The following is a 13,701-nucleotide window of genomic DNA, read 5'->3' on the forward strand; positions in this document are numbered from 1 at the left end:
TCTCATTCCAGCTTTTCGATTTTCATGACCATTACCGTTCGGTCGTCATCATGTCCGCGGCCTTTCGCCTCGTTCACAAGCTGTGCCGCGATCTCCTTTGGGCTGTCGCCTGCATGCGCGATAAGCAGCTGCCGCACCCATTTATCGTCCGTGCCGTCGGTCACGCCGTCCGAGAGCAGAACCACGATATCGCCGTCGTTCATCTGCAGCGGCACGGCATCGCCAAGTTCGTCCTCCTCCGCCAGACCGATGGGCAGCGCCGTGCCCGGCAGGATAGTCCACCGGCCGTTCAGCCGCATGTAGGTCGGTGCGGCGCCGCACTTGAGGTTTTCCGCGCGTCCGCTGAACAGGTCGAGCGTGAATGCGTCCAGTGTGGTGAAGCGCATGCCGTCTGACCGCAGACGCAGCGCCGGAGAGACCGCGTGCAGCGCGTCTCCGACCGAAATGCCTGCACGCAGGAACCGCTCGAGCGAGGTGATGAGCATGCGGCTGTCCCGCGACGCGGCGGCACCCGAGCCCATGCCGTCCGACAGGAGCAGGCATGCCGTTCCGGTGTCGGTGAGAAAGTAGCACGCGTTGTCGCCCGAGACCGACGCGCCCTCCTTCTGCTGACGGCCGATGCCGACCACCGCACGGTACGGCGCCCGCTCGTGCATCTCAACGTGGATGCCCTGGCTGCCCTTTTTCTTCTCCGGCGCAGTCAGCGTCACGCCCAGCAGCGCGGACAGACCGGCTGAAAAGCCGTCCCCCTGCTTCATGATGTCGTCAATCCCCTCGCCGTATAACTCAACGGTCAGCCTGCCCTGCGAATCCCGCACCGCGCACACGCGGTCGATCCATCCGAACGCTGCTGCATACCGGCGCACCTGCCGTTCCATCAGCGGCTGCGCCGTTTCATCCTGCGTGACCTCCGCGCCAAGCTGCCGAAGAATGTCCGTAATGCCTGCGTATTGCCTGGCAAGCAGGCTCTGGTTTTCCTCCTGCTGCCGCCGAAGGCTTTCGCGCTCGCGCAGCGCAAACAGCGCACTGTTGATGGCACGCATCAGCTCGGGCAGACGCGCACACCGTGCCGCAAAATGATAGGGAAAATCGCTCATTTCCGCTCGTCCGCGCTGCAGCATCGGCTGGGTCACATCATTGAGCGCCGCCAGCGTGCTCACATAGTCCCGCTGCCAGCACTGCGTACACAGCATGCAGTTTTTGCAAACATGATCGCTCGCGTAGTCGAATACCGCCCGAATATTCCGGTCTCCGGCGGCCTTGCCCTCGCTGACGCCATGCAGCATAGCAAGGTACAGCTCGTAGAACGCCTGCGCCGCCTCGGTCGCACAGGTACCCGCCAGCCGCCGCACGCGCTGACTGGCGGCTTCGCCCATCAGAGTATCCGGCAGCAGGCTGCGCCGGATAGCCTCCCACACGAAGGGCGGCAGCGCCGCGAACATGAGGACCGCGCAGAACAGCTCTGCGATCAGCGGAATGAACAGCGGATGCTCCACGCCGAGCATGGCCGCGCACAGTCCGCCGCCGAGCGCACAGACCGAAAACCAGCCGCGGCCGCTGTCATGAAACAGTCCGGCAACGAGCGCACACAGGCCATAGCAGCAGGTGAACAAGGCTCCGTAGCCGATGTTGAGATCCATTGCCGCGCCGAACGCGACACCGGCTGCCGCGCCCGCCGCCGGTCCGCCGAGATACGCCGCCGCCAGCACGAGCAGCAGCGCCCCCGCTCTCGCAGGAGCGAACACGCCGAACAGATTGATACCCGAAAGCGATAAAAGCACGGTTGCGGTCAGCACCAAAAGCGTTACCGGTCTGCGCCAGTCGTTTTCGTCGCGCGGCGGTGCGAAGGCCGCGCCGTACATCCAGCACACGCCGAACGTGATGCCCTGCACGAGCAGGAATGTCAGCACCGCCGATGCGGTCAGCTCTGCGCCGAGCGGCAGAAACACGAATGTACACGCCGCGCTTGCAAACGTTGCTACACCGGGTGCAAACCACCGCTCAGACATCACGCGCAGACCAGCGCACACGCTCATCACGCACAGCACCAGCAGCGCTGCCGCGGCGTAAATGCCGCCGTGGAATCCGTCGCCGCGCAGCATGACGCCGCACACCAGACCGCCGAGCGCGGACAAACCCGCTCCTCGAGCCATCAAGGCCGCCGTCATCGCCAGTCCAAACGGCATGTACCCGCCAAGGATGGTTCCCTGTGCCAGCACCGCACACAGCACGAATCGCTGTACGCCTGTGATGAGCGTCCGCAAATGCTCCTGTTTCCATAATCCGGCAGCCCATGCTGCTGCATGCCCGATCCGCACCGGTATCGACGCGGACCGTCTTGCCCTTTGTTTATCCATTTCGTTACGCCTCCCTTGCTGTTTTCCCAGTATATCCCAATGTAGACGTGCCGCTTGGCGGGAAATAACAGCGGGAATTGTGTTTTGAAAAAAATTAAGCGCATATTCCAACTTTCGAGCGCGAAAAACGACGGCAAAGTGCGGCAAGCGGCTCTTTTGCCGCAGAAGCCCAACCGATAGACCGCCGCCGGCGGTTTTTCTGTTTCTGCGCACAAAAAAGAACCCGAAATCTTCGTTTCGGGTTCTAATTCTGCAGGTTTCGAGCAGAAAGCACTTATTCTAATTCAAACGCTCCGGTATAGAGCTGATAATATTTGCCGTGTTCCGCGATCAGCTGCTCATGGTTGCCGCGCTCGATGATATGGCCGAGCTGCAGCACCATAATAACATCTGCGTTTTGAATCGTGGACAGACGGTGCGCGATAACGAACACCGTACGTCCGTACATGAGGCCGTCCATGCCGGCCTGCACGATGGACTCCGTGCGGGTATCAATCGAGCTGGTCGCCTCATCAAGAATCATAACCGGCGGATCGGCAACAGCCGCACGCGCGATGGAAAGCAGCTGGCACTGACCCTGCGACAGACTGCCGCCGTCGCCGTCGATGACAGTATCATAGCCGTCCGGCAGTCGGCGGATGAAGTCGTCCGCGTTGGCCAGCTGCGCCGCTGCCTCGACCTCCTCGTCGGTCGCATCCAGGCGGCCGTAGCGGATATTATCGCGAATGGTGCCGGTAAACAGGTTGGTATCCTGCAGAACGATACCGAGCGAGCGGCGAAGATCGGCTTTTTTGATCTTATTGATATTGATGCCGTCGTAGCGGATCTTGCCGTCTGCGAGGTCGTAGAAACGGTTGATCAGGTTGGTGATGGTCGTTTTGCCCGCGCCGGTTGCACCGACGAACGCGACCTTCTGACCTGGCTCGGCGTACAGCGTGATGTCGTGCAGAACGATCTTATCCGGGTTATAACCGAAATCCACATCGAAGAAGCGGACATCGCCGCGGACCTGCGTGTAGGTGGTGGTGCCGTCCTCGTGCGGGTGCTTCCACGCCCAGATGTTGGTCTTTTCCGGGGTTTCAACGAGTTCGCCGTTCTTGTCGTACTTGGCGTTGACGAGAGTAACGTAGCCGTTGTCTACCTCAGGCTCCTCGTCCATCAGCTCAAAGATACGCTCGGCACCGGCAAGCGCCATAACGATGGAGTTGAACTGCTGCGAAATCTGCGTTACCGGCTGGGTGAACGACTTGGTCAGCTGCAGGAAGGATGCAATAACGCCGATGGTGATGCTGTTTCCGACCACGCCGGACAGCGCCAGCGCACCGCCGACAACCGCGACCAGAACGTACAGCAGGTTGCCGATGTTCATCATGATCGGCATGAGGATGTTTGCGAAGGTATTCGCGCTCGCAGCGTTCTCGCGCAGCTCATCGTTGAGCGCATCGAACTGCTCCTTGCACTTTTCCTCGTGGCAGAACACCTTGATGACCTTCTGACCGTTGATCATCTCCTCGATATAGCCGTTGACCCTGCCGAGCGACTTCTGCTGCTCGAGGAAGTACTTCGCGGACTGACCGCCCAGCTTTTTAACCACCTTGAGCATGACGCACACGCCAAGCAGTACGAACAGCGTCAGCCATACATTCGTCACCAGCATGCCGATGAACACCGAGATAATGGTCATCGCTGAGGAAAACATCTGCGGCACGGACTGGCTGAGCATCTGCTGCAGCGTATCGGTATCGTTGGTGAAATGGCTCATCAGGTCGCCGTGGGTATGCGTATCGAAGTAGCGAATCGGCAGCTTCTGCATGTGCGCGAACATCTCGTCACGCACCTTTTTGAGCACGCCCTGCGAAATGCTGACCATCAGCCAGTTGTAGATGAACGTAGTCGCAATGCCGATGAGATAGATCACCGCCATGCTCATCAGCGCATGCAGCAGACCGGTAAACACCGGAGATGCCTGCAGCAGCAGCGGAGAAATATAGTCGTCGATCAGACTTTTGAGGAACATGGAGCCGGCCACGTTTGCCACAGCCGACAGCAGAATGCAGATGAGTACAACCACAAACTGTACGCCGTAACCCCTCTGAATGTATTTCATAAGCCGTCCGAGCGTCTTTTTCGGATTTTTGCTGCGCTTGCCGCCCATCATGCCTCTGCGGCCGCCGGGTCCGCGCATCTGAGGTCTTGCCATTATTCCTCACCGCCCTTTCTGTTCTGCTGGTTGTAGATTTCCTGATAGATCGTGTTGGCGGCGAGCAGCTCATCGTGCGTGCCGACAGCCTGCACGGTGCCGCCGTCGAGAATGACGATCTGATCCGCATCCTGCACAGAGGAAACGCGCTGTGCAATGATAATCTTGGTCGTGTCCGGGATCTCCTCCGCGAATGCCTTGCGGATGAGCGCATCCGTCTTGGTATCTACCGCACTGGTCGAGTCATCAAGAATGAGGATCTTCGGCTTTTTCAGCAGCGCACGCGCAATGCAGAGTCGCTGCTTCTGACCGCCGGAGACATTTGAGCCGCCCTGCTCAATGTGGGTGTCATACTTATCCGGCATCTGCTGGATGAATTCATCCGCCTGTGCCAGACGGCATACGCGCTCGAGCTCCTCGTCCGAAGCGTTTTCGTCACCCCAGCGAAGGTTTTCCTTGATCGTGCCGGAGAACAGCACGTTCTTCTGGAGCACCATGGCAACCTGATCGCGCAGCGCCTCGATATCGTAATCGCGGACATCCACGCCGCCAACCTTGACCGTGCCGTGCGTGGTATCGTACAGACGCGGAATCAGCTGTACGAGCGTAGACTTCGCGGAACCGGTGCCGCCGAGAATGCCGACGGTCTGACCGGCCTTGATATGCAGGTTGACGTTTTTGAGCGCCAGCTTGCGCTCATCGCCCTTGTAGCTGAAGGAAACGTCATCGAACTCGATCGCGCCGTCCTTGACCCCGTGAATCGGGTTTGCGGGATTGTGCAGGTCGGGCTGCTCATCGAGGATTTCGGCAACACGCTCTGCGCTCGCCTTGGCCATGGTGATCATAACGAAAACCATCGCTACCATCATCAGACTCATCAGGATCTGCATCGCGTAGGAGAACATGCTGGTCAGCTCGCCGGTGGTCATCGAGGCGCCGACGATCAGACGCGCGCCGAACCACGAAATGAGCAGCATGCACGCGTACATGCAGAACTGCATCAGCGGCATAACGCCTGCCATGGTCTTCTGCGCCTTGGAGAACGTGCGGTACAGCATACCGGAAACGCCCTCGAACTTTTCAGTCTCGTGATCCTCACGAACATAGGTCTTAACAACGCGGATACCGCGCACATTTTCCTGTACGACCGTGTTCATGCGGTCGTAGATTTTGAATGCGCGCTCAAAGACCGGACCGACAACCTTCATCAGGATGCCCATGCCGATTGCCAGAATCGGCAGCACCGCGAGGAATACGAGCGCCATCCTGCTGTTGATCTTCATCGCCATGAACAGCGCAAAGACCAGCATGACCGGGCAGCGCACCGCGATGCGCGTGCACATCTGAAAGGCGTTCTGTACGTTGGTAACATCGGTGGTCAGACGGGTGACGATCGAACCGGTGGAGAACTTATCAATGTTGGAAAACGAGAAATTCTGCACATTGTAGTACATATCGTGACGCAGATTGCGGGCAAAGCCGGTTGAGGCTCTCGCCGCAAAGGTGCCGGCCGCCGCGCCGAACACCAGCGCGAGCATGGCGCACAGCACAAGGATGATGCCGTATTTCCAAATGGCGGCCATATCCTGCCCGTCAATGCCCTTGTCGATCAGCAGCGCCATAACCATCGGAATGATGACCTCCATCACGACCTCGAGCACAACGAAAAACGGCGTGAGCAGCGCGTCCTTTTTGAACTCACGCACACTTTTCAGCAGTCGTTTTATCATTATTTCTGTCCCTCCCTGCACATATTGCATTGGTACTGCTCCAGATTGGAGCGGATTTTTTCACAGACCGCAAACCAGCCCTTCAGCTCGTCCTCGGTGATGCCCTGCCGCAGAAGCTGCTCCATCTGCTTCATGCGCTCAGTAATGTATTCATCCATTGCACGCGCCTGCTCGGTCAGCACCAAACGTTTCAGGCGGCCGTCATGCTCCACCGGCTCGCGGCGGATAATGCCGTGCTGCTCCATCAGCTGCAGTATGCCCGTTGCGGTCGAGCGGCGCATCTGGAACGCGTTTTCCAGATCCTTCTGGAATATATCGCCCTGCTTTTCGTGTATGATCAGGTGATGGACGATCATCGCCTGCATGCCGGTCACATTTGCTGCATTCGCAGTCTTTTCGGTCATACACGCCATCTGCCGCCGAAGCAGATTATGCAGCATGCCGATTTCTGCACCGATGCAGTCGTTCGAGTGACCGCAGCATTCATTATGGTCACAGCAATTCATTGTTAGCCTCCTTACTGTTAGCTTGCTAACATATTATACACCGTCACTCGGCAATGTCAACGGGTTTCACGAAATGTTCACATTTCGGGGAGTGGTCGCTTACGAAGCGAGAGGAATCTCACCTGCCCGGCGGGGGGCGCCGTACCCACGGCGGGGGCAAGAGGGTAGACACCAATGGTTTCTACCCTCTTAACTCCCACTTTCTTTTGTTTCTTAACCTGACGCATACCAGAGACCGGCGACCGCTGCGAAAAATATGAGAACGGCAGTCGGGTTACTCTGCCGTAGGGGCGCACAGTGTGCGCCCATTTCTCGACATATTCGCAGTTCACAGATAGCGTACTGCTACACAGCCGGTTGGGTCTACGCAGGCGCAACACAACAGTGTTGCGCAACTCGTTGATCCGGTGGCCGCAGACGGCACCTACGAATTTTACACTCCGCTAAATATAATCTCTATGCTTTACCGTAGGGTACGACAAGGTGAATTGCCCGAAGGGCAAGAGAAGGTGCCCTGGGGTACGACCTCGGCGCACCGTATCTAACGATTTGCACCCAATAAAAAAATGGAGAATAAACACCGTCTGGTTTATTCTCCATTCTCCATTATTTCACCTGATATGCCGGTTTGAGAAACATTGCTTCAAGATACTGCTTACCGGTTTCGGTCCGGAACACGCGGTCTTTCGCGGTTTTACACTGTTCTGCCGTCATACCGTCCTCGTAGGCGTTGACAAGGAAATCCGCTTCAAGCAGAATACGGAAATCTTTTTCCTCTCCGGCGGTATAGGTATGGTGATGCGCGATGAGCCACTGCACGCGCTCGCTCTCCCGCTCATCCGCGCCGCACTGCCGCAGCATGGGTGCCGCGACCGCCGGACCTTCCATCTCCTGCCAATGCCCGCCGTTCGAGCCGTGCTTCCGTTCGGCTTCGTGGATGCCGATATCGTGCAGAACGGCTGCGGCTTCAAGTACATTCTGCTTCTGCTCATCCAGACCTTCCCTGCGCCCGAGCAGGCGGCTGTATGCGTATACCTTTATAAAGTGCTGAATCTGTTTTGCGTCGCCTGCGTCGTATGCGATGGCGAGCGCGGTCAGCTTTTCGATGTCGATCATGCGTGTCACTCCTTTGGCGCAAGCATAGCACCGCACGACCGGATTTGTCAAGTCAGGGTAATACCACATAATTGAACAAGAGCGATTTACGAGTAAATTTTGCGGTTTGATTAGGCGTGATTTTGCGGTAATACTTTGTGTATTACCGTGAAAGCACAACGACGTCAGAGCACAAAATTTCCGTAAAGCGCCGCAGTTTAATTGTGCGGTGTTACCCTAATCCTGTCCAGCCGTATTTCATCATATCCACGCGGCCGTCCTCAGTGAACTCGATGCCGTCCGCTTCGAGCAGTGCGCGCTGGATATCCGCGCCGCCGAACGCAAACGCCGGTGACGTTCGTCCGTCTTTCGTCACCACGCGGTAGCATGGAATACCCTCCGGATCGGGATTGGCATGCAGTGCATAGCCGACGACGCGCGCCCATCTCGGGTTGCCCGCGAGCAGCGCGACCTGCCCGTAACTGGCCACCGTTCCGCGCGGAATTTTCTTCACCACTGCATATATACGGTCAAAGCTGTTTGCCATGGCTGTTGCCTCCTTCTTTTACTTTATTATATCAAGTCAGATTGCCGATATCCATAGGTTTTTCAGCCTAAAAAACTGTATAATTTTATCACGCTAAAGTATTGCATATACAAAAAAATTGCTATATAATAAAACCGTCACCAAATATAAGAGCATTCCACTCGGATTACTTACGAAAGTTAAGCGAGTGGTATAGAATGTAAGGAGGACAATAAAAATGGCACTTACCAATTCTTATCTGCAGGGCGTGTACGAAACCGTACAGAAGCGCAACCCGAATGAGCCGGAGTTCCAGCAGGCAGTTTACGAGGTTCTCGAGAGCCTTGAGCCGGTTGTTGAAGCTCGTCCGGAGCTTGAGAAGAACGGCATCATGGAGCGCATCGTAGAGCCGGAGCGCATGTTCATGTTCCGTGTACCGTGGGTTGACGATCAGGGCAAGGTTCAGGTTAACCGCGGCTTCCGTGTACAGTTCAACTCCGCAATCGGCCCCTACAAGGGCGGTCTGCGTCTGCACCCCTCTGTTAACGCATCCGTTATCAAGTTCCTCGGCTTTGAGCAGTGCTTCAAGAACAGCCTGACCACTCTGCCGATGGGCGGCGGCAAGGGCGGTTCCGACTTCGACCCGAAGGGCAAGTCCGATGCTGAGATCATGCGTTTCTGCCAGTCCTTCATGACCGAGCTGTGCAAGCACATCGGTCAGTTCACCGACGTTCCGGCAGGCGATATCGGTGTTGGCGGCCGTGAGATCGGCTTTATGTTCGGCCAGTACAAGCGCCTGCGCAACGAGTACACCGGCGTTCTGACCGGTAAGGGTCTGTCCTACGGCGGTTCTCTGGCACGCACGCAGGCAACCGGCTACGGCCTGTGCTACTACATGAAGGAAATGCTCGCATACAAGGGCACTTCGTTCGAGGGCAAGACCGTTGCAATCTCCGGTTCCGGCAACGTAGCGATCTATGCCTGCGAGAAGGCTACCCAGCTGGGCGCTAAGGTTGTTACCATGTCCGACTCCAACGGCTTCATCTACGATCCGAACGGCATCGACCTGGATGTTGTTAAGGACATCAAGGAAGTTAAGCGCGGCCGCATCAAGGAGTATGCTGAGCGCGTTGCAGGCAGCACCTACACCGAGGGTCAGCGTCCGTGGGGCGTAAAGTGCGACATCGCTCTGCCGTGCGCAACCCAGAACGAGCTGAACGAGGAGAACGCCAAGGCTCTGATCGCCAACGGCTGCAAGTTTGTAGCTGAGGGCGCTAACATGCCGTCCACCCCGGAGGCTGTTGCAGCATTCCAGGCAGCCGGCGTATTCTTCGGCCCGGCAAAGGCTGCTAACGCAGGCGGCGTAGCTACCTCCGGTCTGGAAATGAGCCAGAACTCCCTGCGTCTGTCCTGGACCTTCGAGGAAGTTGACCAGCGTCTGCACGACATCATGGTTAACATCTTCCACACCTGCATCACTGCAGCTGAGAAGTACGGCCACAAGGACAACCTTGTTATGGGCGCTAACATCGGCGGCTTCGAGAAGATCGCTGACGCTATGCTCGCTCAGGGCGTATGCTGATTTTCGATTGAAAGGGCTACGCCCTTTCAATCGAGGGACGCCCTTGACAGGCGCTGCCTGTAAGGGCTACCGCAATAAAAGAGCACCGGAATTTCGATTCCGGTGCTCTTTTATTGTTTGCTAAAAATGACCCGGCAAAGTATCAAACCATACGATATCGCTTAACCGTAGGGTGCGCCGACTCGGCGCACCGTTGCAGACCATTTGCAGATATATAGCCGTAGGGGCGAACATTGTTCGCCCAAAACACGTTCCATTTCACGTTGTGTGGGAGCACACTGTGCTCCCCTACGGGATAACATGTACCAATCGTTTCATTCGGTGCGCCGAGTCCATCCCTCCCGAGCATCTTATCACACACCATCAAAAAAGACCGCCGTAAGGCGGTCTTTTAGCTTATGCGTTTTCGGAAAAGTCTGCCAGACGCAGGTTCTCGTTATGGTCGGTTGCGTAGGTGATATTCCACGGCGAAGTGAACAGCAGCAGGCTATTGCCCTTGAGATCCTCGACGATCTTGGTGTCGCTCGTGAGCTGGAGCTTCTTAATATCGAAGTCCTCCTCATCATTCTCAACCCAGCGAACGTGCTCATACGGCAGGTTTTCGCGGATGATCTCGACGTTATACTCGTTCTTCAATCGGTACTCGAGCACCTCAAACTGCAGCACGCCGACAACGCCGACGATAACCGATTCCATACCGGCATTCGGCTCGCGGAAGATCTGGATAGCGCCCTCCTGTGCGATCTGCTCGACACCCTTGACGAACTGCTTGCGCTTGAGCGTATCCTTCTGGCGAACAACGGCAAACAGCTCGGGTGCGAACGTCGGAATGCCGGAGTACACGCACTTATGCTTGGGATCGCACACGGTATCACCGATGGAGAACACACCCGGATCGAAAATACCGATAATATCGCCCGCATACGCCTCATCGACAATGGAGCGGTCCTGTGCCATCAGCTGCTGCGGTGCGGCAAGCACCATCTTCTTGCCGGACTGAACGTGCAGCACGTCCTGACCGCGCTCAAACTTGCCGGAGCAAATACGCATGAACGCAACACGGTCGCGGTGTGCCTTGTTCATGTTCGCCTGAATCTTGAACACAAACGCGGAGAAATGCGGGTCGAACGGGTCGATCACACCGATGTCAGCGGTACGCGCGGTCGGCGGCGACGTCATCTGCAGGAACTTCTTCAGGAACGGCTCAACACCGAAGTTAGTCAGCGCGGAACCGAAAAATACCGGCGACAGCTTGCCCTCGTGCACAGCCTTGAGATCAAACTCATCGCCTGCACCGGAGAGCAGCTCCACATCGTCGATCAGCGTCTGGTACTGATCCTCGGGCAGCAGTCCCTCGAGGATCGGATCGTCGATCGACAGGCGCTGCGCCTTGACCTCGTGGCGGAAATCCGCGCCCTCAAACGCGATAACCTCATCGTCCATGCGGTCGTACACGCCCTTGAAGCGCTTGCCCGAGCCGATCGGCCAGTTTACCGCATAGGTGCCGATGCCCAGCTCGTTCTCGATGTCCTCGAGCAGCTCGTACGGGTCGCGTGCCTCACGGTCCATCTTGTTGATAAAGGTGAAGATGGGCACGCCGCGCATTGCGCAGACCTTGAACAGCTTGCGGGTCTGTGCCTCGACGCCCTTGGAGGCGTCAATGACCATCACCGCAGAGTCAGCCGCCATCAGCGTGCGGTAGGTATCCTCCGAGAAGTCCTGATGACCCGGGGTATCCAGAATGTTGATGCACTTGCCCTCATAGCGGAACTGCAGCACTGAGGACGTTACCGAAATACCGCGCTGCTTCTCGATCTCCATCCAGTCGGAAACCGCATGACGGCTGTTTTTCTTGCCCTTGACCATGCCGGCCTCCTGAATGGCTCCGCCGTAGAGCAAAAACTTCTCCGTAATGGTGGTTTTACCGGCGTCAGGGTGCGAAATGATTGCAAATGTGCGCCGATTTTCAATTTCTTTTTTCAGGTCTGCCACAGACTTTTTCCTCCCGATCTATCAAAAATCTAATATTGTTGTAGAATGTACACAGAATGTTCACAATTCACCAGTATTATAAATGACGTGGAAAGCGTAAGATCCCCCCACATGTTCTTGCTTTCTACTCTCTATCCTACCTTTTATTGCGGGAGCAGCCGGACGAAAGTTCGGCTGTTCCTGTTTTTTTACCTTTTTCAAAGGTAGAACGAAAGCTGCGGCACCCGCCGCATCGGGGCAAGAGGGTAGACACCTACGGTTTCTACCCTCTTAACTCCCGTTTCCCTTAACTTGTTAGTCCAGCGCAGCTTTCCTATCTGTGACCGCTCCGAAAAAGGGGAACGACAGTCGGTCTACCGCAGCGTGTCTTTCTCCGCCTATTCGCAGTTCACAGACAACTTACTGCTACACATATCGGAAAGTCTACGCAGAGGGCGGCACAAGGTGAATTGCCCGCAGGGCAAGAGAAGGTCCTCTGGAGGACAGCTATGCCGCCCACTTAACCATTGCGTGCGGCACGCGCTGTCAGACGCAGAAGAGACCCTCGTCAACGTGTAAGGGTCGACTGCCGTTCCCCTTTTCGAAGCGGTCGCCGGTCTCTGATTGCGTCAGGCTATCTTAGGAAAGGGGTGAAAATCAGAGGGTGGAAACCTTGGTGTCTACCCTCTTGTGCGCCTGCCGCAAAGGCAAGAACCGCCGCATACTGCGGCACCAATTTCCGTCAAATGCAAACCCTGACAAGGCTGCAAAGGAGCCATCACAGCTCCTTTCGACCCTCCAGTGCACGGGTCAGCGTCACCTCATCGACGAACTCCAAATGCCCGCCAACCGGAATACCATACGCCAGCCGCGTAATCTTGATGCCGAACGGCTGCAGCAGCCGCGAAATGTACATCGCCGTGGCTTCGCCCTCGGTGTCCGGATTGGTGGCGAGGATAACCTCCTCGGTCTCCTCCTCCGCCACGCGCTTGACCAGCTCGCGGATACGGATGTCGTCCGGTCCGACGTGTCCCATCGGAGACAGCGTGCCGTGCAGCACATGATACAGACCCTTGTACTCTTTCGTGCGCTCGAACGCGATTACGTCGCGCGGCTCTGCCACCACGCAGATCACCTTCTGGTTGCGCGTCTTGTCCGAGCAGATCGGACAGATCTCGCTGTCCGTCAGATTCTGACAGCGCTTGCAGGTGAACGTCTTGGCTTTTGCTTCACGGATGGCATCCGCAAACCGCTCGGCGTCCTCTTTCGGCAGGTCGAGCACATGAAACGCCAGCCGCTGTGCAGTCTTCTGGCCAATGCCCGGGAGCTTTGCAAACTCCTCGATCAGCCGTTCGACCGGCGGTGCAAAAAGCTCCATTACAGCAGACCGCCCAGACCGCCGCCGATGCCGCCCGTAATCGCAGACATCTGGCTCTGCGACTTATCGGAAGCCGCCTTGAGTGCCTCATTGACCGCTGCAACGACCAGATCCTGCAGCATGTCGATGTCGTCCGGATCAACAACGTCCGGCTTGATTTCAATGCTCTTGAGCGTGGAAGTGCCGGTTACAGTCGCGGTAACCATGCCGCCGCCTGCCGTGCCGGTGGATTCCATCTGCGCGATCTCCTCCTGCGCCTTGAGCATGCTCTCCTGCATCTTCTGTGCCTGCTTCATCATCGCCTGCATGTTCATGCCACCGCCAAAGCCGCCGAAACCCTTACCCTTTGCCATAAT

At 56.9% G+C, this 13,701-nt stretch carries 10 protein-coding genes; 1 reads left to right on the top strand and 9 read right to left on the bottom strand.

The genetic code is table 11. From position 1 onward, the window contains the following. Positions 1 to 2: 2 nt before the first annotated feature. The 6 genes from DW724_RS07295 to DW724_RS07320 all read right to left on the bottom strand — a co-directional run bounded on the left by DW724_RS07295 (position 3) and on the right by DW724_RS07320 (position 8,435). Complete coding sequence (locus DW724_RS07295; protein WP_118761096.1) at positions 3 to 2,357, bottom strand: SpoIIE family protein phosphatase; 2,355 nt, start codon at positions 2,355 to 2,357, stop codon at positions 3 to 5. A 274-nt stretch (positions 2,358 to 2,631) separates the two neighbouring features. Continuing rightward, a complete protein-coding gene (locus tag DW724_RS07300; protein WP_442861265.1) occupies positions 2,632 to 4,557 on the bottom strand; it encodes an ABC transporter ATP-binding protein in 1,926 nt (641 codons plus the stop codon). After that, positions 4,557 to 6,287, bottom strand: coding sequence for an ABC transporter ATP-binding protein (locus DW724_RS07305; RefSeq protein WP_118761097.1), 1,731 nt, complete (start codon positions 6,285 to 6,287; stop codon positions 4,557 to 4,559). Before DW724_RS07305 ends, DW724_RS07300 begins: the two co-directional genes overlap by 1 nt. Then, on the bottom strand, positions 6,287 to 6,793 hold the full coding sequence (locus DW724_RS07310; RefSeq protein WP_118761098.1) for a MarR family winged helix-turn-helix transcriptional regulator: 507 nt from the start codon (positions 6,791 to 6,793) through the stop codon (positions 6,287 to 6,289). Before DW724_RS07310 ends, DW724_RS07305 begins: the two co-directional genes overlap by 1 nt. Before the next feature lie 606 nt (positions 6,794 to 7,399). Next, positions 7,400 to 7,909: an HD domain-containing protein gene (locus DW724_RS07315; RefSeq protein WP_118761099.1), complete on the bottom strand. Its 510-nt coding sequence runs from the start codon at positions 7,907 to 7,909 to the stop codon at positions 7,400 to 7,402. Between the two features lie 211 nt (positions 7,910 to 8,120). Beyond that, positions 8,121 to 8,435 (bottom strand): MGMT family protein, encoded by a 315-nt coding sequence (locus DW724_RS07320; protein WP_118761100.1) that lies wholly within the window; start codon positions 8,433 to 8,435, stop codon positions 8,121 to 8,123. A 217-nt stretch (positions 8,436 to 8,652) separates the two neighbouring features. On the opposite strand from DW724_RS07320, the gene gdhA reads away from it, so the two are divergent. Continuing rightward, positions 8,653 to 9,996, top strand: coding sequence for an NADP-specific glutamate dehydrogenase (gene gdhA, locus DW724_RS07325; protein WP_118761101.1), 1,344 nt, complete (start codon positions 8,653 to 8,655; stop codon positions 9,994 to 9,996). A gap of 396 nt (positions 9,997 to 10,392) precedes the next feature. Here the strand turns inward: gdhA and DW724_RS07330 are convergent, their stop codons facing one another. From DW724_RS07330 to DW724_RS07340, 3 genes are all read right to left on the bottom strand, one after another. Continuing rightward, the gene (locus tag DW724_RS07330) at positions 10,393 to 11,988 is read right to left on the bottom strand and encodes a peptide chain release factor 3 (RefSeq protein ID WP_118761102.1); all 1,596 of its coding nucleotides are present in this window, start codon (positions 11,986 to 11,988) and stop codon (positions 10,393 to 10,395) included. A gap of 757 nt (positions 11,989 to 12,745) precedes the next feature. Continuing rightward, the gene (recR, locus tag DW724_RS07335) at positions 12,746 to 13,345 is read right to left on the bottom strand and encodes a recombination mediator RecR (protein WP_110435225.1); all 600 of its coding nucleotides are present in this window, start codon (positions 13,343 to 13,345) and stop codon (positions 12,746 to 12,748) included. Continuing rightward, positions 13,345 to 13,698 carry a YbaB/EbfC family nucleoid-associated protein gene (locus DW724_RS07340; RefSeq protein WP_110435226.1) on the bottom strand — a complete coding sequence of 118 codons (354 nt, stop codon included), beginning with the start codon at positions 13,696 to 13,698 and terminating at the stop codon, positions 13,345 to 13,347. Before DW724_RS07340 ends, recR begins: the two co-directional genes overlap by 1 nt. Between the last annotated feature and the right edge of the window lie 3 nt (positions 13,699 to 13,701).

It is taken from the genome of Butyricicoccus sp. AM27-36 (assembly GCF_003480945.1).
GTDB classification, from domain to species: Bacteria; Bacillota; Clostridia; order Oscillospirales; family Butyricicoccaceae; genus Agathobaculum; species Agathobaculum butyriciproducens.